The sequence below is a fragment of the Roseovarius sp. MBR-6 genome (genome assembly GCF_040547525.1).
Taxonomy (GTDB): Bacteria; Pseudomonadota; Alphaproteobacteria; order Rhodobacterales; family Rhodobacteraceae; genus Roseovarius.
In genome coordinates this window covers 91735-116240 of sequence record NZ_JBEPPW010000005.1, presented here as the reverse complement: position 1 = coordinate 116240, position 24506 = coordinate 91735, and the positions used below count along the sequence as shown (strand labels likewise).

The 24506-nt window shown below is 66.3% G+C and carries 25 protein-coding genes; 12 read left to right on the top strand and 13 right to left on the bottom strand.

What is annotated here, in order from left to right; all coding sequences use genetic code 11:
• Positions 1-8 precede the first annotated feature (8 nt).
• Positions 9-1421: an FAD-binding oxidoreductase gene (locus ABIE57_RS08600; RefSeq protein ID WP_354538603.1), complete on the top strand. Its 1413-nt coding sequence runs from the start codon at positions 9-11 to the stop codon at positions 1419-1421.
• Here ABIE57_RS08600 and ABIE57_RS08595 read toward each other — a convergent pair.
• The 10 genes from ABIE57_RS08595 to ABIE57_RS08550 all read right to left on the bottom strand — a co-directional run bounded on the left by ABIE57_RS08595 (position 1418) and on the right by ABIE57_RS08550 (position 11216).
• Positions 1418-1771: a hypothetical protein gene (locus ABIE57_RS08595; protein ID WP_354538602.1), complete on the bottom strand. Its 354-nt coding sequence runs from the start codon at positions 1769-1771 to the stop codon at positions 1418-1420. The genes ABIE57_RS08600 and ABIE57_RS08595 overlap by 4 nt on opposite strands.
• 31 nt (positions 1772-1802) lie before the next feature.
• Complete coding sequence (locus ABIE57_RS08590) at positions 1803-2486, bottom strand: TerB family tellurite resistance protein (RefSeq protein WP_354538601.1); 684 nt, start codon at positions 2484-2486, stop codon at positions 1803-1805.
• 44 nt (positions 2487-2530) lie between these two features.
• Positions 2531-3010, bottom strand: coding sequence for a GNAT family N-acetyltransferase (locus tag ABIE57_RS08585; protein ID WP_354538600.1), 480 nt, complete (start codon positions 3008-3010; stop codon positions 2531-2533).
• The gene (locus tag ABIE57_RS08580; RefSeq protein WP_354538599.1) at positions 3007-3612 is read right to left on the bottom strand and encodes a VOC family protein; all 606 of its coding nucleotides are present in this window, start codon (positions 3610-3612) and stop codon (positions 3007-3009) included. Before ABIE57_RS08580 ends, ABIE57_RS08585 begins: the two co-directional genes overlap by 4 nt.
• A gap of 55 nt (positions 3613-3667) precedes the next feature.
• Positions 3668-4459 (bottom strand): inositol monophosphatase family protein, encoded by a 792-nt coding sequence (locus ABIE57_RS08575; RefSeq protein WP_354538598.1) that lies wholly within the window; start codon positions 4457-4459, stop codon positions 3668-3670.
• A 76-nt stretch (positions 4460-4535) separates the two neighbouring features.
• Positions 4536-5579 (bottom strand): aldo/keto reductase, encoded by a 1044-nt coding sequence (locus ABIE57_RS08570; protein WP_354538597.1) that lies wholly within the window; start codon positions 5577-5579, stop codon positions 4536-4538.
• 52 nt (positions 5580-5631) lie between these two features.
• Positions 5632-7185 (bottom strand): Ppx/GppA family phosphatase, encoded by a 1554-nt coding sequence (locus tag ABIE57_RS08565; RefSeq protein ID WP_354538596.1) that lies wholly within the window; start codon positions 7183-7185, stop codon positions 5632-5634.
• A gap of 51 nt (positions 7186-7236) precedes the next feature.
• The gene (locus ABIE57_RS08560) at positions 7237-9411 is read right to left on the bottom strand and encodes an RNA degradosome polyphosphate kinase (protein WP_354538595.1); all 2175 of its coding nucleotides are present in this window, start codon (positions 9409-9411) and stop codon (positions 7237-7239) included.
• Positions 9412-9462: 51 nt separating this feature from the next.
• Positions 9463-10140 carry a P-loop NTPase family protein gene (locus tag ABIE57_RS08555; protein ID WP_354538594.1) on the bottom strand — a complete coding sequence of 226 codons (678 nt, stop codon included), beginning with the start codon at positions 10138-10140 and terminating at the stop codon, positions 9463-9465.
• Positions 10137-11216, bottom strand: a complete 1080-nt coding sequence (locus tag ABIE57_RS08550) for an AI-2E family transporter (RefSeq protein WP_354538593.1) — start codon at positions 11214-11216, stop codon at positions 10137-10139. Before ABIE57_RS08550 ends, ABIE57_RS08555 begins: the two co-directional genes overlap by 4 nt.
• A 161-nt stretch (positions 11217-11377) precedes the next feature.
• Between ABIE57_RS08550 and ABIE57_RS08545 the strand changes: the two genes are divergently transcribed.
• The 11 genes from ABIE57_RS08545 to rfbA all read left to right on the top strand — a co-directional run bounded on the left by ABIE57_RS08545 (position 11378) and on the right by rfbA (position 22698).
• The gene (locus tag ABIE57_RS08545; RefSeq protein ID WP_354538592.1) at positions 11378-11710 is read left to right on the top strand and encodes a hypothetical protein; all 333 of its coding nucleotides are present in this window, start codon (positions 11378-11380) and stop codon (positions 11708-11710) included.
• Between the two features lie 33 nt (positions 11711-11743).
• Positions 11744-14494 (top strand): S8 family serine peptidase, encoded by a 2751-nt coding sequence (locus tag ABIE57_RS08540; RefSeq protein ID WP_354538591.1) that lies wholly within the window; start codon positions 11744-11746, stop codon positions 14492-14494.
• A gap of 98 nt (positions 14495-14592) precedes the next feature.
• Positions 14593-15948, top strand: coding sequence for a proline--tRNA ligase (gene proS / locus ABIE57_RS08535; protein WP_354538590.1), 1356 nt, complete (start codon positions 14593-14595; stop codon positions 15946-15948).
• Positions 15949-16169: 221 nt separating this feature from the next.
• The gene (era, locus tag ABIE57_RS08530) at positions 16170-17078 is read left to right on the top strand and encodes a GTPase Era (protein WP_354538589.1); all 909 of its coding nucleotides are present in this window, start codon (positions 16170-16172) and stop codon (positions 17076-17078) included.
• Between the two features lie 55 nt (positions 17079-17133).
• Positions 17134-17469 carry a DUF1491 family protein gene (locus ABIE57_RS08525; protein ID WP_354538588.1) on the top strand — a complete coding sequence of 112 codons (336 nt, stop codon included), beginning with the start codon at positions 17134-17136 and terminating at the stop codon, positions 17467-17469.
• A gap of 3 nt (positions 17470-17472) precedes the next feature.
• On the top strand, positions 17473-18210 hold the full coding sequence (recO, locus tag ABIE57_RS08520) for a DNA repair protein RecO (protein ID WP_354538587.1): 738 nt from the start codon (positions 17473-17475) through the stop codon (positions 18208-18210).
• Positions 18211-18374: 164 nt separating this feature from the next.
• Positions 18375-19133, top strand: a complete 759-nt coding sequence (locus ABIE57_RS08515; protein ID WP_354538586.1) for an SGNH/GDSL hydrolase family protein — start codon at positions 18375-18377, stop codon at positions 19131-19133.
• 233 nt (positions 19134-19366) lie between these two features.
• A complete protein-coding gene (gene rfbC, locus ABIE57_RS08510; protein ID WP_354538585.1) occupies positions 19367-19927 on the top strand; it encodes a dTDP-4-dehydrorhamnose 3,5-epimerase in 561 nt (186 codons plus the stop codon).
• Positions 19928-19931: 4 nt separating this feature from the next.
• Positions 19932-20975: a dTDP-glucose 4,6-dehydratase gene (gene rfbB / locus ABIE57_RS08505; protein WP_354538584.1), complete on the top strand. Its 1044-nt coding sequence runs from the start codon at positions 19932-19934 to the stop codon at positions 20973-20975.
• Complete coding sequence (rfbD, locus tag ABIE57_RS08500; RefSeq protein ID WP_354538583.1) at positions 20972-21829, top strand: dTDP-4-dehydrorhamnose reductase; 858 nt, start codon at positions 20972-20974, stop codon at positions 21827-21829. The genes rfbB and rfbD overlap by 4 nt, the downstream gene beginning before the upstream one ends.
• Complete coding sequence (gene rfbA, locus ABIE57_RS08495) at positions 21826-22698, top strand: glucose-1-phosphate thymidylyltransferase RfbA (RefSeq protein WP_354538582.1); 873 nt, start codon at positions 21826-21828, stop codon at positions 22696-22698. The genes rfbD and rfbA overlap by 4 nt, the downstream gene beginning before the upstream one ends.
• Here the strand turns inward: rfbA and ureG are convergent.
• Genes ureG through ABIE57_RS08480 form a run of 3 tightly spaced genes read right to left on the bottom strand, consistent with a single transcriptional unit; the run spans position 22687 to position 24502 of the window.
• On the bottom strand, positions 22687-23373 hold the full coding sequence (gene ureG, locus ABIE57_RS08490; protein WP_354538581.1) for an urease accessory protein UreG: 687 nt from the start codon (positions 23371-23373) through the stop codon (positions 22687-22689). The genes rfbA and ureG overlap by 12 nt on opposite strands.
• A complete protein-coding gene (locus ABIE57_RS08485; RefSeq protein ID WP_354538580.1) occupies positions 23370-24002 on the bottom strand; it encodes an urease accessory protein UreF in 633 nt (210 codons plus the stop codon). Before ABIE57_RS08485 ends, ureG begins: the two co-directional genes overlap by 4 nt.
• A complete protein-coding gene (locus ABIE57_RS08480) occupies positions 24002-24502 on the bottom strand; it encodes an urease accessory protein UreE (RefSeq protein ID WP_354538579.1) in 501 nt (166 codons plus the stop codon). The genes ABIE57_RS08485 and ABIE57_RS08480 overlap by 1 nt, the downstream gene beginning before the upstream one ends.
• Positions 24503-24506 lie beyond the last annotated feature (4 nt).

Below are 24506 nucleotides of genomic sequence, written 5' to 3'. Positions count from 1 at the left end.
GAAGAGCGATGAGCCACATATCCGCCACACCCGAGTTTCTGGCCGCCCTGGCCGTATCGCCCGGCGCCCTGCGCGAGGCCGCGCCGCGCTACTTTGAGGAGCCGCGCGGGCGCTGGCAGGGCCACGGCATGGTCGTGGCGCCGGGCAGCACCGAAGAGGTGGCGGCGGTGGTGCGGGCCTGTGCCGCGGCGCGCGTGCCCGTGGTGCCCTATGGCGGCGGCACCGGGCTTGTCGGCGGGCAGATATGTCCCGGCGGCGCGATGCCGGTGATCCTGAGCCTCGAGCGGATGCGCGCGGTGCGCGGTCTCTGGCCGGAGGAGAACGTGATCGTGGTCGAGGCGGGCGCGATCCTTGAGGAGGTGCACGGTGTGGCGCGCGGGGCTGGACGGCTTTTTCCGCTCTCCATCGCCTCGAAAGGATCGGCGCGGATCGGCGGGCTTCTGGCCACCAATGCGGGCGGGGTCAACGTGCTGCGCTATGGCAATGCGCGCGATCTGTGCCTCGGGCTGGAGGTGGTGATGCCCGACGGTCAGATCTGGCACGGGCTGAAGCGGTTGCGCAAGGACAATACCGGCTATGATCTGCGCAACCTGATGATCGGCTCGGAGGGCACGCTGGGCGTGATCACCGCTGCCGCGCTTCGCCTTGCGCCGCTGCCTGCCGCTGAGGGCACGGCGTTTTTCGTGGTCGAGAGCCCGCGCGCGGCGCTCGACCTGCTGAGCCTTGCGCGCGACCACCTGGGCGAGGGGGTGAGCGCGTTCGAGTTGATGCACCGGCAGGGGCTGGAGTTTCTCGCCGAAACACTGCCAGGGATACGGCAGCCCTTTGCCGAGCGTCCCGAATGGTTCGTGCTGGTCGATGTGGGGCTGGCGCGCGGGCTTGACCCGGCGGCGGCCCTTGAAGGACTGTTTGCCGCCGGAATGGAGGCAGGGCTGGTCAGCGACGGGCTGATTGCGCAGTCCGAGGCACAACGGCGCGACTTCTGGGAGGTGCGCGAGCAGACACCCGAGGCCAACCGGCGGATCGGTTCGGTCAGTTCGCATGACATGTCGCTGCCGCTCTCGGTGATCCCGGAGTTCATCGAACGCGGGCGCGAGGTGATCAATGGGATCGGCGACTTCCGCATCAACTGTTTCGGCCATCTGGGCGATGGCAATCTGCATTACAACATCTTTCCGATGCCGGGACGGAGCCGCGCCGACCACATGGCAGAGCGCGACGCGATCAAGCGCGCGCTGCACGATCTGGTGCACGAGATGGGCGGATCAGTGAGTGCCGAGCATGGCATCGGGCGGCTCAAGGTGGACGATCTCGAGCGCTACGGCGATCCGGTCAAGCTTGGGGCGATGCGCGCGATCAAGGCGGCGCTTGATCCATTGGGGATCATGAACCCCGGCGCTGTGCTGCGGGCGCGGGGCTAGATTTCCACCTCGCCCTCGGGCACCTCGTCGGTGAGTTCCTGCGGGGTCTTGCGGCGGATGATGATGTCGCCATTGGGCAGAACCTCGGGCGGGTGATAGGCGCTCAGATCGCCGATCTGGCCCATCATATCCGAGAGGGCAGGCCCCATCCGCTCCACGAAATCACGAATCGCCGGTTCCATCTCATCCGCGCGGTCGCGCAAACTGTCGAGGGCCGGGCCCATCTCGCGGCGGATGCCTTCCCAGAAAAGGCGCGCGCCCTCTTCCATGAGCGAGCGCCCCTCCCCCTCCTGCGCCAGGGCGGGCGGTGCGGCAAGGGCAAGGGTCACGATAAGCGCAAGACGTTTCATGATGCGCATATAGGACAGATGAGTGACGGTTTTAAGAGGCGCGTGCCGTGTTGATTTCTTCCCAGGCGCGGTTGATGTCCTTGAGGCGCTTTTCGGCCAGCCGCACCGCCTCTTCGGGCACGCCGCGCGCCTGCAACCGGTCGGGGTGGCAATCGCGCACCATCTGCCGCCAGACGGCGCGGATTTCCGCCATCGGCATATCCGCCGTCACGCCAAGCACGGACCACGGATCGGGCGCGGCATCGGGCACGAAGCGGGCGCGCAGCGCGCGGAACTGCGGCTCCGGCAGGCCGAAGATATCGGCCACCCGTTCGAGAAAGGCATCCTCGTTGGGGTGATAGACCCCGTCGGCCATGGCGATATGAAACAGCCCCTCGATCAGGTCGCACAGCGTCTCGGGGGCACCCTCGAACATGCGCGCGATCCGCGCGGCGTAGTCCTCGAACCCGGCCACGTCCTGCCGCGCGAGATTGAAGACGCGGGCGGCGTTGGGTTCTTCCTCGGGCGGAATGCTGAACACCTCGCGAAAGGCCGTGACCTCGTCGCGTGTCACCTGGCCGTCGGCCTTGGCCATCTTGGCCGAAAGCGCGATCACCGCGATGGTGAAGGCGACGCTGCGCTCGGGCGGGGTGCGCAAAAGGTCAAACACATGGGACAGGCTCTCGCCCTTGGCGAGCGCCTGAAGCGCCTCGGTGATGCGGGTCCAGATCGACATGGGCGCAGACTATCGCGGAACGCAGGCAGTGTCAGTGCAAACCGTCACAGGGTTTTCTGCAAAAGCACCAGATCGAGCCATTGCCCGAACTTGCGCCCCACCTGCGGCAAATGGCCCACGCGGTCGAAACCGATCGCCTCGTGAAAGGCGATGGCCCCCGGATTCTCGCCGCTGACGCCTCCGATCATCGCGTGAATGCTCTGCGCGCGCGCCACCTCTTCGAGCCGTGCCATGAGCGCGCGTCCGATGCCACGCCCGCGCGCGCCCGCACCGAGGATCACCGTGTGCTCGGCGGTATGGGCATAGCCGGGGCCGCTGCGGAACGGGCCGTAGCTGGCAAAACCGAGGAGCGCGCCGCCGGTCTCGGCCACGAGAAAGGCCGACCCGCGCGTGACGATATCGGCGGCGAGTGCGTCGGGTGTCTTTTCGACAGTGGTGAAGGTGATCGACGTATCCCGGATCAGCGGATTCCAGATGGCAAGGATCGCCGGGATGTCCGCATTCGTGGCCGGGCGAAGCATCATGACAGCACGCGCAGCCCATGGGGCGTGGCGATCTCGGCCCGGAGCGCGGGCGCGCCGGGCTCGACCACCACGCGCCGGTCGGTGAGCCCGGACAGCGCGTCGCGCAACGCCGCCACGTCCGGGTGGGTAATGACGAGCCGCACAAGCCGCGCGCCCGAGGGCGCAAGACGCTGCGCCGGATGCGCCGTTCCCTGCCATTCGATCAGCGCGGGAAAGAGATTGTCGAAGGGCAGCACGCCGCTTGCGGGCACCGCCATGCGCCAGCGCAGATCGCCGCGTTCAAGCTGAAGTGGTTGCCCTGCCTCGGGGTGGCGGGTCAGAGCGGCGTCAAGGTCATCGACGCGGGCAATCCAGGTGCGCAGATGCGGCGGGCCCGTCAGCCGGTCGAGATCGAACCAGCGCGGGCCGTCTGGCGCGGGGGCATTCGGGTCGATGGCGATGGCCTCGAGATAAAGCCCGTCCTCCAGCCCCAGAAGCCGGTTATGGGTGCCGAACCGCGCATGTGCCCCGCCCGGCTGCAACGGCAGGCCGAGTGCTGCTTCGAGATGGGCCGCCGCCGCGTCGAGGCTCTCGCCCGCGACGGCAAGGTGATCGAGGTGCATCGCCGCTCTCCCGTGTCCATGACACCGGGATAATTGCCACGCGCCGCGCGGCCTGTCACGCCTCGTTGCGGATCACACGGGCGAACTTGTCGAAAATCTTCTCGTTGGCGGCGATCACCTCGCCATCGCCGAGGATGTTGCCACCGGGCGTCAGCGGTTCCACCAGCGCGCCCGCCTCGCGTGCGATGATGACACCGGCGGCCAGGTCCCAGGCGTTGAGGCGCCGCTCCCAGAAGCCGTCATAACGCCCGGCGGCCACATAGGCCATGTCGAGCGCGGCAGACCCCCAGCGGCGCACACCGGCGCAGGCGGGCAGCAGGCGCGCGAGATCCTGCAAGGTTTCGGGCAGGTCGCTGCGCCCGCCAAAGGGCAGGCCGGTGGCAAAGATCGCCTCGATCATCTTGTTGCGCCCCGAGACACGCAGTCGGGTCTCGTTGAGCCAGGCACCGGTGCCCTTCTCGGCAAAGAACGCCTCGTCCTTGATCGGGTCATAGATCACGCCCGACACCACCTCGCCCTTGTGCTCAAGCGCGATGGAAATCGCCCAATGCGGCAGGCCGTGCAGGAAATTGGTGGTGCCGTCCAAGGGGTCAACAATCCAGCGGCGGGTGGGGTCGGTGCCCGGTTCCTCGCCGCCTTCCTCGGCGGCCCAGCCATAATTGGGGCGTGCGGAGGTCAGTTCGGACTTGATGATCTTTTCGGCGGCGATATCGGCGCGGCTCACGAAATCGCCGGCACCCTTCATCGACACCTGAAGGTTCTCGACCTCTCCGAAATCCTTGAGAAGCGAGCGCCCGGCCTTGCGCGCGGCCTTGAGCATGACGTTGAGATTGGCGCTGCCTTGCATCGCTTTGGCTCCTTTGGGGTCAGGGCGGGGCTATACGCCGGGGCGGGGGCACGGGCAAGGGGCCAATGGGCGCGGCTCAATAGGGCATGGGATGGGCGCGATGCGCGGCGTCGATATCGGCCAGCACCTCGTCACCAAGCGTCAGCTCCGCCGCGCCGAGCGCGCGGTCAAGCTGCGAAAGGCTGGTCGCGCCGAAAATGGCCGCGCACAGGAAGGGCCGGGTCAGGCACCAGGCAAGCGCCATCTGCACCGGGTCAAGCCCGTGTTTCGCGGCCACGCCAAGATAGGCCTCGACGGCGGCAAAGGCGCGCGGGCCCTTGCGGCCCCCCAGATCGGTGTTGATCGTCATGCGCGAGCCCTCGGGCAGCGCGCCACCCTGATACTTGCCCGACAAGAGCCCCGCCGCCAGCGGCGAGAAGGCCAGCAGGCCCACATCCTCGTTGACGCTCAATTCCGCCAGATCGGTATCGTAAAGACGGCACATCAGCGAATATTCGTTCTGGATGGAGGCGACGCGCGGTCCCGCCCCGCCCTCGGACAGACGCAGCCATTCGGCGGTTCCCCATGCGCTCTCGTTCGAGAGGCCAAAGGCGCGAATGCGGCCGCGATCCACCTCGCGCTGCAGGGTGTCGAGCACCTCTTGCATGTGCGCACGGGTCTCCTCGCGGTTCTGGCCCGACGGGTCAAAGGCCCAGTTCTGGCGGAACATGTAGCTGCCGCGATTGGGCCAGTGCAGTTGGTAAAGATCGATATGACCGGTTTGCAGGCGGCGCAGCGAACCGTCGATCGCCTCGGTGATGGCGGCACCCGTGATCGGTGCGCCGCCGCGCATATGAGCAACACCCGCGCCGACAATCTTGGTGGCAAGAATCACCTCGTTGCGTCGCCCGGAGCTCGCGAACCAGGAGCCGATGATTTCCTCGGTTCTTCCTTGCGTCTCGGGGGTGACCGGCGCGGTGGGATACATCTCGGCGGTGTCGATGAAATTGATGCCTGCGGCAAGGGCGCGGTCGATCTGCGCGTGGCCCTCGGCCTCGGTGTTCCGGGCACCCCATGTCATCGAGCCAAGGCAAAGCGCGCTCACGTCGATCCCGGTCCGCCCCAGCGGTCTTTTCTGCATGTCCTGTCCTCTGGTCGCGGTTTTGCGCGACCCTAGAGAGGCGCGCGGGAGATCACAACCGGGCTGCGGGCAGCCGGATATCGGCCTGCGCCCCGAGCGCCGAGCAGAGCGCGCCAAAGCGTGCCCGCGCCACCTCGCCAAAGAGCGGGGCGGCCTCGGGCGAGAGGCGCAGTTCCAGAACCTTGCGCTTGGGGAACCAGCGCATTTCGCCCAGATGGGCATTGTCCTTGAGCCACAGCATCGCAGCAAAGCGCAGCGCGCGGCCGAGAACCTCAGCCTCGTGGCGCTCGCGCTCGGTGATCAGCCCGGCGAGCGTGTCAAAGCGTGTTCCCTCGCGCTTGTTGGAATAGCGGTAGAGCAGGGCAAGGCCCAGCACCACCCGCTCGGCATGTTTGAGCCCGCCCAGATTGGCGCGGGTGGCGTTGTCGAAACAATCCTCGGCGCGGTAATCGGGATGAGCGCGCCAGCTCACGTCATGCAGCAGGCAGGCGGCCTTGACGATGCGCAGACGCTCCTCTCCCACGGATTTGAAGATCGGCAGGATGAAATCGTAGAGCACCCGGCCAAACCCCGGAAGGCGCGCATCCTTGGCCTCGGCAAAGCGGCAGGCCTCGATCAGCGGGTCACGGTCGCGCAGGGCCTGCGGCATCTGCTCGTAAAGCAGACCCTCGCGGATCCCGTAGCTGGAAATGGCGATGTCATGCGGGCGAAAGGTCTTCACCACCTCGCGCAGCACCTCGGCGGCAAAGGGCACCAGTGCGATGCGCGCCGACGACACGCCCGATTGCGCGCGCAAGGCCTCGGGGGGCGTCTTTTCGATATGCTTGATGGTGGCGCGCACATCCGCAGCACTCATCCGGTATTCGTGCAGCACATGCAGCGGATAACCGCGACGCGCCATGTCGATGCGGGCGAAAGCGCGCCACGAGCCACCGACAAGAAAGAGCCGGTTCTTCTGCTCGCCGAGATCGGCCCGCAGTCGGTCGAGCGTGGCGCGGATATGCGCGCGGCGCGCCTTCTGGCCGCCCTTGATGTCGCGCAGCTTGAGCGGCCCGAGCGCGGAGGTGACGCAGCGCCCGACGCGCCCGCCATTGATCTCGGCCAGTTCCATAGAGGCACCGCCCATGTCGCAGACAAGGCCGTAAGCCCCCGGCCAGCCCAGCAGCACGCCCTGCGCCGAGAGGCGCGCCTCTTCGGGTCCGTCGATCACAAAGAGCCGTATGCCCGTCTCGCGCAGAACCTCGGCGCGGAATGCCTCGCCATCCTCGGCCTCACGCACCGCCGCCGTGGCCACGGCGCTCAGCGGGCCGGTCTCCATGCCCTCGGCCAGAAGCGCAAAGCGCCGCAACGCATCGAGCGCGCGCGTGCGCCCCTCGGGATTGAGCCGCCCGGTGACCGACAGGCCCGCGCCCAGCCCGCACATGATCTTTTCGTTGTAGAAATAGGCCGGGCTGCGCGCCGCGCCGTCGAACACCACGAGGCGCACCGAGTTCGAGCCGACATCGACCACCCCCACGCGAGAGAGAGCGCGCGCCTCTGGGCTGTCGAAGAGCGGGCGGCCAAAGGGGCCGTCAGGTTGCTCTGCGGGATCGTTCACGCCGTCCATCGCCTGCCTTGCCGGTTTGCATCCCGTCTATGCGACAGGCACGCACCCGGGTCAATCGTCGGTATGGGTGAGTTTGGGCACATCCGCCGCACCGGCCGAGCCACGCCCCGAGAGCGAGGGGTTTTCCATGAAAAAGCGGTGGCAGTTGAAGGCGAATTCACCCTCGGGCACGGGGATACGAACAAAGCTGCCATCCGGCGACATGATCCAGCTTTGCGCCTCGTCGGCCATGTTCGCGGCCATGACCTGAGAGACGATCTGCGCCTTGACCGTGGGATTGGTCGTCTCGACCAGCGTTTCCACACGGCGGTTGAGGTTACGCCCCATCCAGTCAGCCGAAGAGATGAACACCCGCGCCTTTTTCGACGGCAGCCCCGCGCCATTGCCGAAACAGACGATGCGCGAATGTTCCAGAAACCGCCCGATGATGGATTTGACGCGGATATTGGACGACAGCCCCTTGATGCCGGGGCGCAGCCCGCAAATGCCGCGCACCACGAGGTCGATCCTGACCCCCGCTTCGGAGGCAGCATAGAGCGCGTCGATCACATCCGGCTCGACCAGCGAATTCATCTTGGCCCAGATTGCGGCGGGCTTGCCCGCGCGGGCAAGATCGGCCTCGCGGGCGATCAGCTCGAGCAGGCGGGGTTTCAGCGATTTGGGCGAGATCGAGAGATTTTCCAGCCCTTCCGGCTCGGCATAGCCCGAGAGATAGTTGAACACCTTGGTGGCGTCGCGGCCCAGGGCGGGATCGCAGGTGAAAAAGCTCAGGTCGGTATAGATGCGCGCGGTGATCGGGTGATAGTTGCCGGTGCCGTAATGGGTATAGGTCACAAGCTTGTCGCCCTCGCGCCGGACAACGGTGGAAATCTTGGCATGGGTCTTGAGGTCGATAAAGCCGTAGACCACATGCGCGCCCGCGCGCTCCAGCCGCCGCGACTGCCGGATATTGGCAGCCTCGTCGAAACGGGCCTTCAACTCCACCAGCGCGGTGACGGATTTGCCGTCCTCGGCGGCCTCGCACAGCGCCTCGACGATGGGCGAGTTGCGCGAGGTGCGATAGAGCGTCTGCTTGATCGCCAGCACATTCGGATCACGCGCCGCCTGTTGCAGGAACCGCACCACCATGTCGAAGGTCTCGTAGGGGTGGTGCAGCAACATGTCCTTTTGCTGGATCGCGGCGAACATGTCGCCGCCATGGTCCTGCACCCGCTCGGGCACACGCGGGGTGAAGGGCGGCCAGAGCAGGTCGGGACGCGCGTCGAGCACAAGTTCCTTGAGATCGGCCAGCCCGATCATGCCTTCCACCTCCACCACCTCGTCGGGGCGGACGTGGAGTTCCTCCATGATCACCTCGCGCAGCGTCTCGGGGGCACCTGCGGTGATCTTCATGCGCACCACCTCGCCGCGGCGGCGGCGCTTCAGCGCCACCTCGAATTCGCGCACAAGGTCTTCGGCCTCTTCCTCGACCTCGAGATCGCTGTCGCGCAGCACGCGAAAGGCACAGTGGCCGACATAGCGATAACCGGGAAAGATGCTGTGCAGATGCAAAAGCAGCAATTCCTCCAGCGGCAGCGCGCGATGCGCGCCCTCGGCGGCGGGCAGGCTCACGAAGCGGTCGATCTGCTGCGGGATCGGCAAGAGCGCCTGAAGCGGGCGGCGGTCTGCCTTGCGTTCCAGTTGCAGGGCCAGAACGAAGCCGAGATTGGGAATGAAGGGAAAGGGATGCGCCGGGTCGATGGCCAGCGGGGACAGCACCGGAAAGACGTCATGAAGAAAGTATTCGTCGAGATAGGCGCGGTCGGCCTCGTCGAGCGCCTCATGCGCGAGAATGGAAATCCGCTCCTGCTCCATCTCCGCACGCAGGGTCTCGAACGTCTCCTGTTGCGACTCGAGCAGCTTGCGGGCGTTCTCGTTGATCAGCACAAGCTGTTCGGCCGGGCTGAGCCCGTCGGCGGCGGGCGTTGTGTTGCCCGCCTTGGCCAGTTCGCGCAGGCCCGCCACGCGCACGTTGTAGAACTCGTCCAGATTGGTGGCCGAGATCGACAGGAAGCGCAGCCGTTCCAGAAGCGGCACGCGCGGGTTTTGCGCCTCTTCCAGCACCCGCCAGTTGAAGCCAAGCCAGCTCAGCTCGCGGTTGAAGAACCGGCCCGGCCCGGTGATGTCGAGATCGGGCAGATCGACCGGGGCGGGGACGGGAGATTTGAGGAAATCGGATTGGGTCATGACGGCCTTATGGCGACGGCGTGTAACGGTTGAATGACAGCCAAAGTGGCGCTAGCGCGCGGCTTTGTCCAGCACCTCGGCGGCCAGCGCACGGGTGATCGCGCGCCCCTTGTCGAGCGCGCGCGCGTCGAGTGCCGCCACCACCTCATGCGCCGCGTCAAAGCTGCGTTCGATCCGCCGCGCGAGATAGGGCACGGTGTCGGGCGTGGGCGACAACTGCCTGTCGGCAAAGAGCTTGGAGAGGAGCGCCGCCAGCAGCGCATCATCGGGCGGGCCAAGCCGCTCCATCAGCGTGCCCGCCATCCGGCTGGCCAGATCGGGCAAGCCAAGGCCCCAGAGCGCGGGGGCCTCGCGCGCGGTGATCAGCAGGGCATGACCCTCGGCCAGCACAAGATTGTGCAGGTGGAAAAGCGCCTCCTCGGCGGCGCGGTCGCGGGCGATGGCATGGGCATCCTCGACCGCCACCGGGCCGGTGGCGAGCGCCGGAATATCGGCCCCGGGCAACGCCCCGGCGGAAACGATCCGCGCGCCCGACAGCCCCGCCCAGACATGCGCCAGATGGGTCTTGCCCGCGCCGCTTGGCCCCGCCAGAAACAGCTTGCGCGAGGGCCAGTCGTGCCAGCCCTCGATAAGGGCCACCGCCTGCGCATTGGCGGGCGAGACGAAGAAATCCTCGCGCCCCAGGGCCGTTCGTGCGGGCAGATCGAAGCTGAGTTGTCGCGTGTTCATCCGTCGCCCCGGTCGCCGGACTGTGCATCCAGCCCGCGATAGAGCCGCCCGCTCTGATATTCGGCGATGGCAAAGCGCGCGATGACGCCAAGCGCTGCGGCCACAGGCACGGCCACCAGCATCCCGACAAAGCCGAAAAGCGTGCCAAAGGCCGAGAGCGCGAAGATGAGCCAGACCGGGTGCAGCCCGACCGACGAGCCGACAAGGCGCGGCGTGAGGAAATTGCCCTCGATCACCTGACCCGAGGCGAAAATGCCCGCCACCAGCGCGATGCTGAACCAGTCGCCCCAGAACTGAAACAGCGCCAGGCCAAGCGCCAGCGCGCCGCCCAGCAATGCGCCAACATAAGGAATGAACGTGACCAGCCCCGCCACCGCCCCCACCACGAGGCCGAATTGCAGCCCCACCAGCATCAAGGCCACGGCGTAATACGTGCCGAGGATCAGGCAGACCGTGCCCATACCGCGAATGAAGCTGGCCAGCGTCGCGTCAATCTCGCCCGCCAGCCGCCGGACGGTTGGCGCATGGTCGCGCGGCAAAAGATGGTCGATGCGCGCGATCATGTGGTCCCAGTCGTAGAGCAGATAGACCGCGACCACCGGTGCCACCACCAGCAGCACCACGATATTGAGCAGCGACGCGGCAGAACTGAGCGCGGTCTCGAGCAACTGCCCGCCGCGCTCGCGGATCGTCTCGCCAAGGGATTGCAGCGACTGGTTGAGCGCCGATCCCGGCTCATAGAGCGAGGGAAAGTGCTGGCTCAGAAAGCTCTGAAGATCGCGGGCAAGCTGCGGCGCGATATCGAAAAGCGCCACCGCCTGATTGACGATTGTCGGGATGATCATGAGCACGGCGATGACGAAGACAAGCATCGCCACCAGCGTGATCACCGCAACCGCCGCCGCGCGCCCCAGACCCATCCGCTCCAGCCGATCGGCGATCGGATCGAGGAAATAGGCCACCGCCGCGCCAAGCACGAACGGCAGGATCACATCGCCCAGGGCCCAGAGCACGGCCAGCCCCACCGCTGCCGCGATGCTCCAGTAAGTTAGCTGTTCGCGGACCGGCAGGGCCATCGGCATTCCCTTCTTGGCGTTCCCCTCCTATCTCGCGTGCCTGGCGTCACGGATCAAGACCAAAGCCTGCGCGCCGGTCAAACCGTGCACGGACCCTCACTCGTGGTCCATGTCATTTTTGGCTTTGCTTTCCGCAGTCTCCGGGTTTATCCGTTCAGAAATTGAATTCTGGATACGCAAGTTCCGTGCTGCGCCATTGTCATTTCATCGCCATCATGGCCCTCACGCTCTCGCCCGCGGTTGCCGCCGTGGCGCAAACGACGCATTCCCAAGAGGCGATAGAGGGTGTCGTGACCGGGCGCGGCGCGGTCTGTGTTCTGTTTCATGCCGACGGGATTGGTCCTGTCACGCTTGAAAACGCGCCGCGCGGGATATTCCGTGACGGTCTGCGCTTTCGTCTCACCGGCGATTGGGCGGCGCGCTCGCGCTGCATGCAGGGCCGGGTCTTTGCGGTTCACACCCACACGCCCTTGCCCGACCAGGGCACGAAATAGCAAACCTTTTCAGATCAGAAGGATTTCCCCGAAATGGCCACCCCGACCGACCCGCTTTTCGCAGACCAGTGGCATTTCCCGCTCCTCGGCGATATCGAGACCATCTGGAACGAGTATACCGGCGCGGGTGTCTCGGTCGGAGTCTATGACGGCGCGGTCGAGGCGACGCATGTCGATCTCGATGGCAATTACGACGGCACACGTCAGGTCACGGATTTCTTCAACGTCACCGTGGTGCCCGGCACCCCCGACTTCCATGGCACCGCTGTTGCCGGGCTGATCGCGGCGGAATGGAACGGCGTGGGCGGCGTGGGCGTGGCGCACGGGGCCTCCATCACCGGGGTGGACATCTTCGACCCGACGGTGTTCGGCTTCATCAACGGCGATCCGGACGCGTTCCTGCACGTGGCCGGACAACAGACGAATTTCGACATCGTCAATCACAGCTGGGCAAGTACGCCTGACTTCTTTCCGGGCCAGAACCTGATCAACGACAACCCCTTCGTGATCAGCTTCAGCCAGCTTCTGAACGATGTTCACGCCGATACCGTGGAGAATGGGCGCGGCGGGCTCGGCACGATCATCGTGCAGTCGGCCGGCAATGATGGCCTCAATACTGCCGGGGACGGCATCCATTCCTCGCGCTTCACGATCAGCGTGGCCGCGACCGACAGCGCCGGCGACACGAGCGATTTCACGAACTTCGGAACGAACATTCTCGTGACCGCCCCCGCCGCCTCGGTGTCCACCGATGTGACCGGCCCGGCAGGCGACGTTCCGGGCGATTTCACCGATATCTTCGGCGGCACCTCGGCTTCGGCCCCGGTCACCTCCGGTGTGATCGCGCTCATGCTCGAGGCCAATCCGGGGCTGGGCTGGCGCGACGTGCAGAACATCCTCGCGCACTCCGCGACGCTGACCGGCTCCGATCTCGGACAGGGACGGTCGGGCTTCGAGGTGGGGCCATGGCAGGTCAACGGGGCGGGCAATTTCAACGGTGGCGGCAATCACGTCTCGATCGATTACGGTTTCGGCATGGTCAACGCCTTCAATTCGGTGCGCATGGCCGAGGTCTGGCACCTGTTCGAGGAGGCCCGCACCTCCACCAACGAGGCAGTCGCCTCGGGTAGCCGCACCGTGAACACGTTCTTGCCCGACGGCGATCCGGCAGGGCGCAGCTTTGACATCACGGTCAGCGGCAATGTCGAGATCGAGCATGTGGCGCTGACCATCTTCATGGATGTCGAGTTCATCGGCGATCTGTCCGTCACTCTTGTCTCGCCCGAAGGCACCGTGCTTCAGGTGCTGGACAGACCGTTTTCCGCCGAACCGGTCTTCCCTGGCTGGGTGTTCGGCATCGACCACCTGCTCGGCGAGGTGTCGGCGGGCACCTGGACAGTGCAGCTTGCCGACAATTTCGAAGTCGATCTGTCCTTCATCAACTCGATCCGCATCGACGCCTACGGGGCCGCCGTCGATGCCAACGACACCTATCACTTCACCGACGAGTTCCTGACGCTTGCCGCCCATGACGCAGGGCGGCGCGTGATCTCCGATACCAATGGCGGAACCGACTGGCTCAACCTCGCGGCGGTCAGCGGCAATGTTGCGATCACGGGCGGTGCGGCGCAGGTTGGCGGCGTGGACTGGTTCAGCTTCGATGTTGCACAGATCGAGAATATCGTCTCTGGCGACGGCGCGGACCTGCTGGCGGGCAATGCCGGTGCCAACCACCTGCTCGGGATGCGCGGCAATGACACGCTCTTTGGCAACGATGGCAATGACACGCTCGATGGCGGTGCCGGCGCGGATCAGCTTGGCGGCGGCACGGGCAACGACAGCCTGATCGGCGGCGAGGGCGATGACGATCTCTTTGGCGCGGCGGGAAATGATACGCTTCGAGGCGGCGACGGCAACGATCTTCTGGGCGGCGGCGGCGGGGCGGACCTGCTTGACGGCGGCCTTGGTCGGGACGAGCTTTGGGGTGGTGGCGGGAACGACACGCTCCAAGGAGGGGCCGGCAACGACACGCTCGGCGGGGGGGCCAATGACGATTTGCTCGACGGGGGCGACGGGGCCGACGAACTCTGGAGCGGTCTCGGCAATGACACGGCCCTCGGCGGCGCGGGCAATGACACGATCGGCCTTTTCGACGGCCATGACTCTGCCGAAGGCGGCCTCGGGGCCGACGAGATCTGGGGCGGGCGCGGCAGTGATACGTTGCGCGGCGACGGCGGCAACGACCTGTTGGGCGGCGGTGACGACGATGATCTGCTCGACGGCGGCGCAGGTCTCGACACGCTTTGGGGGGGCACCGGGAACGACACGCTCCTCGGCGGCACCGGGCAGGACCAGCTTGGCGGCGGCATCGGCGATGACCTGCTCGATGGCGGCGCGGATAATGACACCGTCTCGGGCGGGCTGGGCAATGACACGCTCTTTGGTGGCGCGGGCAATGACCTGCTCTTCGGCGCGGGGGGCGATGACCGGCTGGATGGCGGGGCCGGGGCCGATACGCTCTGGGGCGGGACGGGGGCGGATACGTTCGTCTTCAACACCGGCGGCGGCGTGGATCTTTTCCAGGGCTTCAGCGCCGGACAGGGCGACCGGCTGGCACTCGACAGCGACCTGTGGGCGGGCAGCCTGACCGCGGCGCAGGTCGTGACGACCTTCGCCGCGCTCGGCGTGTCGGGGAACGTGGCGTTTGATTTCGGGGCGGATTCATTCGAACTGGTCGGGGTCACAAGCACGGCGGGGCTGGACCTGGTGATCGATTTCGTCTGAGCGCGCGGGCCGGGGCCGGGTGCGCGCCGCCTTGCCCCCCCGGCTGTTCCCGTCTAGAAGTCGCGGCGAGTTTCCGCCCCCAGCCAAAAGGCCCACCCATGCGACTGAGCCGCTATTTCCTGCCCGTCCTCAAGGAGACCCCCGCCGAGGCGCAGATCGCCAGCCATCGCCTGATGCTGCGCGCCGGCATGATCAAGCAGGCCAGCGCAGGCATCTATTCCTGGTTGCCCCTGGGCTTCAAGGTTCTGCGCAAGCTGGAAAACATCGTCCACGAGGAACAAGTGCGCGCGGGTCATATCCCGATGCTGATGCCGACGCTGCAATCGGCCGATCTCTGGCGCGAGAGCGGGCGCTATGACGCTTACGGTCCCGAGATGCTGCGCATCCGTGACCGGCACGAGCGCGACATGCTCTATGGTCCCACCAACGAGGAGCTGATCACCGACATTTTCCGTGCTCATGTCGGCAGCTACCGCGACCTGCCGCTGACGCTCTACCATATCCAGTGGAAATTCCGCGACGAGGTGCGCCCGCGCTTCGGCGTGATGCGCGGCCGCGAATTCCTGATGAAGGACGGCTACAATTTCGACCTCACGAAAGAGGACGCGCTGCACAGCTATAACCGCCACCTTGTCAGCTACCTGCGCACCTATGAGCGGATGGGGCTCCAGGCGATTCCGATGCGCGCCGACAGCGGCCCCATCGGCGGCGACGACACGCATGAATTCCTTGTCCTCGCCGAGACCGGTGAATCCGAGGTGTTCTATGACAGTGCCATCACCGATCTGCGGTTCGGCGAGCGGGTGATCGACTATGCCGATCCGGCGCAGTGCCGCGCCGTGCTCGAGGAATTCACCTCGCGCTACGCCCGCACCGACGAGACCCATGACGAGGCGCTGTTCAACGCCATCCCCGAAGAGCGTCGCCGCGTGGCGCGCGGCATCGAGGTGGGGCAGATCTTCTATTTCGGCACCAAGTATTCCGATCCGATGGGCGCCAACGTCCAAGGCCCGGATGGCAAGGCCGTTCCGGTCCACATGGGCAGCCACGGGATCGGCGTGAGCCGCCTTGTCGGCGCGATCATCGAGGCAAGCCATGACGAGCGGGGTATCATCTGGCCCGAGGGCGTGACGCCTTTCCATGCCGGGATCGTCAACCTCAAGCAGGGCGACGCAGAGGCCGATGCCGCCTGCGAGGCGATTTACGCGTCCCTCGAGGCGCTGGGGCTGGAGCCGCTTTACGACGACCGCGACGAGCGGGCGGGCGGCAAATTTGCGACGATGGACCTCATTGGCCTGCCCTGGAGGATCACCGTGGGGCCGCGCGGCCTCAGGAACGGGGTGGTGGAACTCACCTCGCGGCGCACCGGCGAAAGCGAGGAACTGCCGCCCGAACAGGCGGTGGAGCGGCTGGCGCTGGCCTATGCCGGTCACGTCTTGCGCCCCGCGCTCTGAGGGCTTGTCCGCAGGCTTTCACAAGATGGAACCTGCCGGAGCACACAACATGCTCTTGTGACAAGGGCCGCTCAACGCCCGGCGGCACGCGCGCAGGCGAGACATTGCCCCGTCCTGTTCGATTGTCCGCTTGCGGAAAGGCAGGGTCTGGTCCAAGAGTATCAGCCGCGCCCTGGACCTTGATGGATGGGCATTCCGACAACACTGGACCAAGGATGCCCATGACCACCCGAGCCGGATTCGTCGCCCTGATCGGAGAGCCCAATGCGGGCAAGTCCACGCTTCTCAACCGCATGGTGGGGGCCAAGGTCAGCATTGTCACGCACAAGGTGCAGACCACCCGCGCGCGCATCCGGGGCGTGGCGATGGAGGGACAGAGCCAGCTTGTTTTCGTCGATACGCCGGGCCTGTTTCAGCCGCGCCGGCGGCTTGACCGGGCGATGGTCAAGGCGGCCTGGGGGGGCGCGGCGGATGCCGATATCGTGGTGTTGCTGATCGAGGCGCATCGCGGCGTGACCGAGGGGGTGGAGCGCATCCTTGAGGGGCTGGCCGATCTGCCGCAGGGCCGCAGGATCGTGCTTGCCATCAACAAGATCGACCGCGTCGAGGCACCGCGGCTGCTGGCGCTGACCAAGGACATGAACGAGCGGCGGGCCTTCGAGCAGACATTCCTGATCTCGGCCGAGCGCGGCCACGGGGTCGAGGATCTGCGCCGCTGGCTGGCGGAGGCGGTGCCCGAGGGGCCGTGGCTTTACCCCGAGGACCAGATCGCAGATCTGCCGATGCGGATGATCGCCGCCGAGATGACCCGCGAAAAGCTCACGCTGCGGCTGCATCAGGAATTGCCCTATCAGCTCACCGTCGAGACCGAGCGATGGGAAGATCGCAAGGACGGCTCGGCCCGGATCGACCAGATCATCTATGTGCTGCGCGACGGGCACAAGGGGATCGTGCTGGGCCACAAGGGCGAGACGATCAAGGCCGTATCACAGGCCGCGCGAGCCGAGATTGCCGAATTCCTCGGGCGACCCGTGCATCTTTTCCTTCAGGTCAAGGTGCGCGAAAACTGGATGGACGAGGCCGAGCGCTACAATGAAATGGGGCTCGATTTCCGCGACGGATCGGCCTGATGGCACGGTCGGACGCCTCCGGCGGGAGTATTTGCAGAACGATGAAGGGGCGGGGATGGTACCACGGCTGACGGCGCGCTTCTGGGTCGATGCCTATCTCGCGCGGTTGCGGCTGGCGGAGATACCGGGGTTCGTCGTTGCCCATGGGGATGACGGCGCGGGCGCGGTTCTCGTGAAGATCAACACGCTGGACGGCAAGGCGGCGGTCTATCACCGGTCGGTCGATCTGATGAGCGGGGAGCGGCGCTGGCTCGTGCTGGCCGAGGGGGCCGAGACCGAGGTGGATGCGACGATCGGCCGGCAGCGGGGCTATGATCCCGACCTCTGGGTGATCGAGGTGGAGGACCGTGCCGGACGGCACATGCTCGATGAACCGGGGCTGGCGGGCTGAGCGATGGAGTGGCGCGACCAGGGCATCCTTCTGGGCCTCCGGCGCCACGGCGAAGGCTCTGTCATCGTTGAGGTCTTTACCGAGACGCACGGACGGCACGCGGGCCTGGTAAGGGGCGGCGCGTCGCGGCGGATGACGCCGGTGCTGCAACCCGGTGCGCAGGTCGATCTGGAGTGGCGGGCGCGGCTTGAGGATCACCTGGGCACATTCCGGGTCGAGCCGGTCAGATCGCGGGCCTGGACCATGGGCGAGCGGCTGGCCCTGGCGGGGCTGAATGCGGTCTGTGCGCTGTTGCTGTTCGCGCTGCCCGAGCGCGAGGCTCATCCGGTGCTTTATCGCCATAGCCTGATATTGCTCGATCTTCTCGATCAGCCCGGGATCTGGCCGCTGGCCTATTTGCAGTGGGAACTATTGCTGCTGGAGGAGATGGGCTTTGGCCTTGATCTGCGGGCCTGCGCGGTGATGGGGAAAGAGGCCAATGATCTGAGTTACATATCCCCGAAAACCGGGCGCGCGGTGTCGCGCGCGGGGGCGGGAGACTGGGCCGACCGGCTTTTGCCGCTGCCGCCCTGCCTATTGGGGCAAGGGCCGGCTCCCGACGCCGAAATAGCGCAGGGGCTTGATGTAACGGGGCATTTCCTGCGTCACCATCTGGCACCGCACCTTGGAAACCGGTCCCTGCCCGATGCGCGGGCGCGGTTTGTGGAGCGCTTCACGCGGCGCGCGGTGCCGCGCCCCTGATCTGCTTGATCGCAGGTGCCCCGATTTCCCCGGACCCGGACAAACCAGGCCAGCATGGACAGCGCCGGTCCGGAAACAGTGTGTTGTCCACCTTTTGTTCATCTTTTTGCGAGAGTCTGATATGGTCCCAGACGGGTGGGACGGATTTGCTCTGGGGAGGCGAGATGTTCGCACGGGTCCTGACCGCTCTGATTCTGTTCGCTGCGCTGCCTGCGGGCCCCTCCCTTGCCGAGGGGCGGGCGCGCATCCTGATGATGGGTGATTCGCTTTTCGCCATGCACAAGCTGACGGGCCATTCCGTCGGCACCGCGCTGCGACAGGCCCTGGGCGAGCCGGTTGTTGACAATTCCATCGCCGGGGCGCGGTTTTTCTACAAGCTGCCGATCACGGGGGCCATCGGCCTCAGCATTCCCAAACAGCATCGCGGCGGCAGCTGGGATTGGGTCGTGCTCAACGGCGGCGGCAACGATCTCTGGCTTGGTTGCGGCTGCTCGCGCTGCGAGCGGCGAATGGACCGGCTGATTTCGCGCGACGGGCGGCGCGGCGCGATACCCGGCCTTGTCTCGCGGCTTAGGCAATCGGGCGCTCAGGTGATTTTCGTGGGCTACCTGCGCACACCGGGGGTCAATTCGCCGATCGAGCATTGCGTGGACGAAGGCCACGAGATGGATACCCGCGTGGCGCGTCTCGCGGCGTTGGACATCGGCGTGCACTTCGTGCCTCTGGCCGATCTCGTGCCGTTCGGCGACCTTTCCTATCACGCGGTGGACCGGATCCATCCGTCGATGAAGGGCAGCCGCGCCATCGGCCAGCGTATCGCGCGGTTGATCGCCGAGGCAGAGGGCATGGCAGCGGTGTCGCGCAACACGGCACCGTTTCAGGACGGCTCCAGGCCCGCCTACAGACCCGAAAGGCGGCCGTGACGATGCGGGCCGATGCCGCGGGCCTTGCCGCGATTGACGGAAAGACCCGCGCTGAGGCCGCGCCGCCAGATGCGCCGCATGTCACGACTCCATGCAGCATGGACGCTGTCCCATTCCGGCATTCCAATACAAGGAAAGGTTCAGTATGAACGCACGTAACATCACGGCGAGACCGGCCTGAAGAGCCGCCTGTCCCGTCGTTTGCACGGCTGGGAAAAGAAACAGGGATCGTCATGATCGTTCAAACGACATTGCTGCCGGGCGTGCTGATTCTGACGCCGCCCCGTTTCGGGGACGATCGCGGCTTTTTCAGCGAAAGCTGGAACCGCCGCAGCCTGGCGGAACAGGGCATCGAGATTGATTTCGTGCAGGACAATCACTCGCTCTCGACTGCGCCGGGCACGTTGCGCGGCCTGCATTTCCAGACCCCGCCCCATGCACAGGCCAAGCTGGTGCGCTGCGGGCGGGGGGCGCTTTACGATATCGCGGTCGATATTCGCCATGGCAGCCCGACCTACGGGCACTGGGTGGGCGTCGATCTGAGCTTCGAGAACGGGCGGCAGTTGCTTATTCCGGCGGGTTTCCTGCACGGTTTCGTCACGCGTCAACCCGAGACGGAAATCATCTACAAATGCTCGGATTACTACGCGCCCCAATGCGACGCAGCGGTGCGCTTCGACGATCCCGATCTTGGCATCGACTGGGGGCTCGAGGCTCCACCGATCCTGTCTGACAAGGACGCCGCCGCCCCACGCCTGCGCGATTTGCCCGCATATTTCACGTGGGAGGGCTGAGGTCATGAAACTGCTTGTCACGGGCGGTTGCGGCTTCATCGGCTCGGCGGTGGTGCGCCTTGCGGTGGCGCGCGGCCACCCTGTGACCAATCTCGACGCGCTCACCTATGCGGGTCGCCCCGAAAACGTGGCGGAGGTGGCCCGAAGCCCGCTCTACCGATTTGTCCATGCCGATATCCGCGACCGCACGGCCGTCGAGCGGATCATGGCCGAGGCCGCGCCGGATGCGGTCATGCACCTTGCCGCCGAGAGCCATGTGGACCGCTCCATCGACGGGCCGGGGGACTTCATCGAGACCAATATCACAGGCACCTATACCCTGCTCGAGGCCGCGCGCGGCCATTGGCAGCGCGCCGGACGGCCCGAAACCTTCCGGTTTCACCACATCTCGACCGATGAAGTCTATGGCAGCCTTGGCCCAACGGGCCTCTTCACCGAAACCACGCCCTACGATCCGCGCAGCCCCTATTCGGCGTCCAAGGCGGCCTCGGATCATCTGGTGCGGGCGTGGTATCATACCTATGGCCTGCCGGTGATCGTGACCAACTGCTCGAACAATTACGGCCCCTACCATTTTCCGGAAAAACTCATCCCAAAGGTGATCCTCAACGCCCTTCACGGGCGCGTGATCCCGGTTTATGGACGGGGCGAGAATGTGCGCGACTGGCTTTACGTGGAGGATCACGCCGACGCGCTGCTGCTTGCGGTGGCGAAGGGCGAACCGGGGCGCAGCTACAATATCGGCGGACATAACGAGCGGCGCAATATCGACCTCGTTCACACGATCTGCGATATCATGGACGAGATGGCTCCGCGCCGCGACAGCCCGTACCGTGACCTCGTGGAATTCGTCACTGACCGGCCCGGCCATGACGCGCGCTATGCGATCGACCCGGCACGCATCACCCGCGACCTGGGCTGGCGGCCTTCGGTCACGGTCGAGGACGGGTTGCGGCGCACGGTGCGCTGGTATCTCGACAACCCGGACTGGTGGCAGCCGCTCCTTGCGGTCGATGGTGTGGGCAGCCGGGTGGGGACGCACGCATGAGCCTTCTGGTTTTTGGCCGCACCGGGCAGGTCGCCTGCGAAATCGCGCGGCGTGCGCCCGGTGCACTCTGCCTGGGGCGCACGCAGGCTGATCTTGCCGATCCCGAAAGCTGCGCCGCCGCCATCGCCCGGAACGCACCGCATGCGGTCATCAATGCCGCCGCCTTCACCCAGGTTGATCGGGCCGAATCGGAAGAACCGCTTGCCACGCGCATCAATGCCGAGGCCCCGGCGGCCATGGCGCGTGCCTGCGCGACACTCGGTATCCCGCTGGTGCATATCTCGACCGATTATGTCTTCGACGGCAGCGGCGATGCGCCCCGCGCGGCGCAGGCCCCCACCGCCCCGCTCAATGCCTATGGCCGCAGCAAGCTCAGGGGCGAGATCGGCATTCAAGACACCGGCGCGGCGCATGTCATCCTGCGCACCTCCTGGGTGTTCTCGGCCCATGGCACCAACTTTCTCAAGACCATGCTGCGGCTGTCCGACACGCGCACCGCGCTTGCCATCGTCAACGACCAGATCGGCGGGCCGACCCCGGCAGGTGCCATCGCCCATGCCTGCCTGACCATTGCCGATCGCCTCTGCACAGATCCCGCCCTCAGCGGCACCTACCATTTCTCGGGCGCGCCAGACGTTTCATGGCAGGGCTTTGCCGAGACGATCCTGGCCGCCGCCGGGCGCGACGTGGCCGTGACCGGCATCCCGACCGCAGACTATCCCACCCCTGCCGCCCGCCCGCTCAACTCGCGTCTCGATTGCCGGACGACCGAGGCGGCCTTTGGCGTCTCGCGGCCGGACTGGCGCGCGGCCCTGCCAGCGATTCTCAAGGAAATCGGAGTGATCCAGACATGAGCGACCGCAAAGGCATCATCCTCGCTGGCGGCTCCGGCACGCGGCTCTACCCGATCACCATGGGCCTGTCGAAACAGCTTCTGCCGATCTACGACAAGCCGATGATCTATTACCCGCTCTCGGTGCTGATGCTTGCGGGTATCCGCGATATCGCCGTGATCACCACGCCGCAGGACCAGGCACAATTCCGGACCGCGCTGGGCGATGGGGGCCAATGGGGCATCTCGCTCGACTATGTCACGCAACCCAGCCCCGAAGGGCTGGCGCAGGCCTATACGCTGACCGAGGATTTTCTGGGCGGCGCGCCCTCGGCGATGGTGCTGGGCGACAACATCTTTTTCGGGCACGGTCTGCCGCCGCTTCTGGCCGAGGCGGATGCGCGGCGCGATGGCGGCACGGTCTTTGGCTATCACGTCTCCGATCCTGAACGGTATGGTGTGGTGGGTTTTGACGCCGATGGCCGCGCCCGCGAAATCATCGAGAAACCCGCCGATCCGCCCTCGCGCTATGCGGTCACCGGGCTTTATTTTCTCGACGGCGACGCGCCACGCCTTGCGCGCGAGGTGCGCCCCTCGGCACGGGGAGAGCTGGAAATCACGTCGCTTCTGGAACTCTATCTCAACGCGGGCAAGCTGCATGTGGAGAAGATGGGGCGCGGCTATGCCTGGCTCGACACCGGCACCCATGGCAGCTTGCTCGATGCCGGCAATTTCGTGCGCACACTTCAGGAGCGCCAGGGCTTGCAGACCGGCTGCCTCGAGGAGATCGCCTATCAACAGGGTTGGATCGACGCCGAGGCCGTGGCCCGGCGCGCCGATGTCTTTGCCAAGAACGCCTATGGCGCGTATCTGAGGAGGCTACTCGACTGAGACACGGGGCATGGCGGGCGCGCGCGCATCTGTCCCGGTCGCACTGCCCGACCGGAGCACAAGCCCGCCCTCGCGCAGGAGAAACGCCGAAATTGCCGACACCCCGAGCCCGTCGCGCAACCCGGCCATCACATAGGGCCGCGTGCCGCGCGCACGGGCCGTATCGGCCTCAAGCTGCGCCAGATCGACGCCGACATGGGGGGCCAGATCGGTCTTGTTGACCACCAGAAGGTCGGATTTCGTCAGCCCCGGCCCGCGTTTGCGCGGGATGTCCTGACCTGCGGCGGTGTCGATGACATAGATCGTCAGGTCCGCCAGTTCGGGGCTGAAGGTGGCCGCCAGATTGTCGCCGCCCGATTCGATCAGGATCAGGTCGAGATCGGGGAAGGCTGCGTTGAGGTCATCCACCGCCGCCAGATTGATGCTCGCATCCTCGCGGATCGCGGTATGCGGGCAGCCGCCGGTTTCCACGCCCCGGATGCGCTCGGCGGGCAGCACCTGCGCGCGCATCAGGAACTCCGCATCCTCGCGGGTGTAGATGTCATTGGTGATCACCGCCATCGACAGGCGCGGGGCCAGCGCGCGGGCGAGCGCCGCCGTCAGCGTGGTCTTGCCCGCGCCCACCGGCCCGCCGATGCCCACACGCAGCGGGCCGTTCATCTTCTTGCTTGTCATGTGCGGAATATCCTCACCTCCATGGTTTCGTGGCGCAGCGCCGCCAGATCCCCCGCCAGCGCACAGGTGCCGATATCGTCCAGCGCGGCGCGGGTGGCGCGATCCGCGAGCGCGTGAATCTCCGGCAAAAGCCGCGCCAGCACCGCCTGCCCTTCGGTCTGCCCCAGCGGCACGTGGCGGATGGCGATGGTCACAAGGTTTCCGGCAAAGCCGTGCAGATAAAGCGCGATCACGTCCCGCGCGGGCAGATCGAGCGCGCGCGCGGCCTCTGCCACTGCCACCGGCAGCAGGCGCGCAGGCATGTCGCGCCCGCTGATCCCCGCCACGCAACGCGCCAGCGCCGCGCCCTGCTCGCGGCTCTCGCGCAGCCGCTCCGAACAGGGTTGCAGCGCGCGCGCCAGATCGTCGATATTGTCGCAATCGCCGTCCAGCGCATGGGCCAACAGCACCGCATCCTGCCAGCCCGCGCCGAACCGCAGGATATTGCCCAGCCATGCCGCGAGGCTTGCCGCATCCGGCACCGTGCCCATGGCGATCTCGGTCTCAAGCCCGTGGGAATAGGCGAAGGCCCCGGTCGGGAAGGCCGGGGAAAGCCATTGAATGAGCGTGAGATGCGCGGGCGTGAGCATCAGGCGTGGCTGTGGTGGGCGTGGCCGTGATCGTGGCCACCGTGATCGTGGCCCCCATGATCGTGGCCCATCGTGCGGCCCTTGCCATAGGCCCCGCCTTCGGGGCGGAATGGGCCGGTGACGGGGGTCAGGGTCGCGCCAAGCCGCGCCAGCATCGCCTCGATCACATGATCACGGCGGATCGTCAGGTGATCCGCGCCGATCTGGCAGGGCGTGTGCCGGTTGCCGATATGCCAGGCCAGCCGCGCCAGATCACCGCGCACCTCTACCAGCGCCTCGGGGGCCGGTTCCACCGCCACCGCGCGGCCATCGTCGAGCGCAAAGCCCCAGTGATCGTCAAGGTTCGTCACCTCCGCCAGATCGACCAGAAAGGCAAGGCCGCCCCGCCCCACCAACCGCTTGCGCCGCATCAGCCGTGCGTCATAGTCGAGCACGACCGTATCGGCCACGCTCTCGGGGGCATGGGGCAGGAGGTGGCGGGCCGTTGGCAGGTCGGTCATGGGT

Excerpts from the sequence above, each read along its gene's own strand:
- ABIE57_RS08585 (WP_354538600.1), bottom strand. The coding sequence starts at position 3,010 with ATGATGCTTCGCCCGGCCACGAATGCGGACATCCCGGCGATCCTTGCC.
- ABIE57_RS08595 (WP_354538602.1), bottom strand. The coding sequence starts at position 1,771 with ATGAAACGTCTTGCGCTTATCGTGACCCTTGCCCTTGCCGCACCGCCC.
- ABIE57_RS08515 (WP_354538586.1), top strand. The coding sequence starts at position 18,375 with ATGTTCGCACGGGTCCTGACCGCTCTGATTCTGTTCGCTGCGCTGCCT.
- ABIE57_RS08560 (WP_354538595.1), bottom strand. The coding sequence starts at position 9,411 with ATGACCCAATCCGATTTCCTCAAATCTCCCGTCCCCGCCCCGGTCGAT.
- rfbC (WP_354538585.1), top strand. The coding sequence starts at position 19,367 with ATGATCGTTCAAACGACATTGCTGCCGGGCGTGCTGATTCTGACGCCG.
- ureG (WP_354538581.1), bottom strand. The coding sequence starts at position 23,373 with ATGACAAGCAAGAAGATGAACGGCCCGCTGCGTGTGGGCATCGGCGGG.
- ABIE57_RS08565 (WP_354538596.1), bottom strand. The coding sequence starts at position 7,185 with ATGGACGGCGTGAACGATCCCGCAGAGCAACCTGACGGCCCCTTTGGC.
- ABIE57_RS08540 (WP_354538591.1), top strand. The coding sequence starts at position 11,744 with ATGGCCACCCCGACCGACCCGCTTTTCGCAGACCAGTGGCATTTCCCG.
- era (WP_354538589.1), top strand. The coding sequence starts at position 16,170 with ATGACCACCCGAGCCGGATTCGTCGCCCTGATCGGAGAGCCCAATGCG.
- proS (WP_354538590.1), top strand. The coding sequence starts at position 14,593 with ATGCGACTGAGCCGCTATTTCCTGCCCGTCCTCAAGGAGACCCCCGCC.
- ABIE57_RS08590 (WP_354538601.1), bottom strand. The coding sequence starts at position 2,486 with ATGTCGATCTGGACCCGCATCACCGAGGCGCTTCAGGCGCTCGCCAAG.
- rfbD (WP_354538583.1), top strand. The coding sequence starts at position 20,972 with ATGAGCCTTCTGGTTTTTGGCCGCACCGGGCAGGTCGCCTGCGAAATC.
- ABIE57_RS08570 (WP_354538597.1), bottom strand. The coding sequence starts at position 5,579 with ATGCAGAAAAGACCGCTGGGGCGGACCGGGATCGACGTGAGCGCGCTT.
- rfbA (WP_354538582.1), top strand. The coding sequence starts at position 21,826 with ATGAGCGACCGCAAAGGCATCATCCTCGCTGGCGGCTCCGGCACGCGG.
- ABIE57_RS08485 (WP_354538580.1), bottom strand. The coding sequence starts at position 24,002 with ATGCTCACGCCCGCGCATCTCACGCTCATTCAATGGCTTTCCCCGGCC.
- ABIE57_RS08480 (WP_354538579.1), bottom strand. The coding sequence starts at position 24,502 with ATGACCGACCTGCCAACGGCCCGCCACCTCCTGCCCCATGCCCCCGAG.
- ABIE57_RS08555 (WP_354538594.1), bottom strand. The coding sequence starts at position 10,140 with ATGAACACGCGACAACTCAGCTTCGATCTGCCCGCACGAACGGCCCTG.
- ABIE57_RS08580 (WP_354538599.1), bottom strand. The coding sequence starts at position 3,612 with ATGCACCTCGATCACCTTGCCGTCGCGGGCGAGAGCCTCGACGCGGCG.
- ABIE57_RS08525 (WP_354538588.1), top strand. The coding sequence starts at position 17,134 with ATGGTACCACGGCTGACGGCGCGCTTCTGGGTCGATGCCTATCTCGCG.
- ABIE57_RS08550 (WP_354538593.1), bottom strand. The coding sequence starts at position 11,216 with ATGGCCCTGCCGGTCCGCGAACAGCTAACTTACTGGAGCATCGCGGCA.
- rfbB (WP_354538584.1), top strand. The coding sequence starts at position 19,932 with ATGAAACTGCTTGTCACGGGCGGTTGCGGCTTCATCGGCTCGGCGGTG.
- ABIE57_RS08575 (WP_354538598.1), bottom strand. The coding sequence starts at position 4,459 with ATGCAAGGCAGCGCCAATCTCAACGTCATGCTCAAGGCCGCGCGCAAG.
- recO (WP_354538587.1), top strand. The coding sequence starts at position 17,473 with ATGGAGTGGCGCGACCAGGGCATCCTTCTGGGCCTCCGGCGCCACGGC.
- ABIE57_RS08600 (WP_354538603.1), top strand. The coding sequence starts at position 9 with ATGAGCCACATATCCGCCACACCCGAGTTTCTGGCCGCCCTGGCCGTA.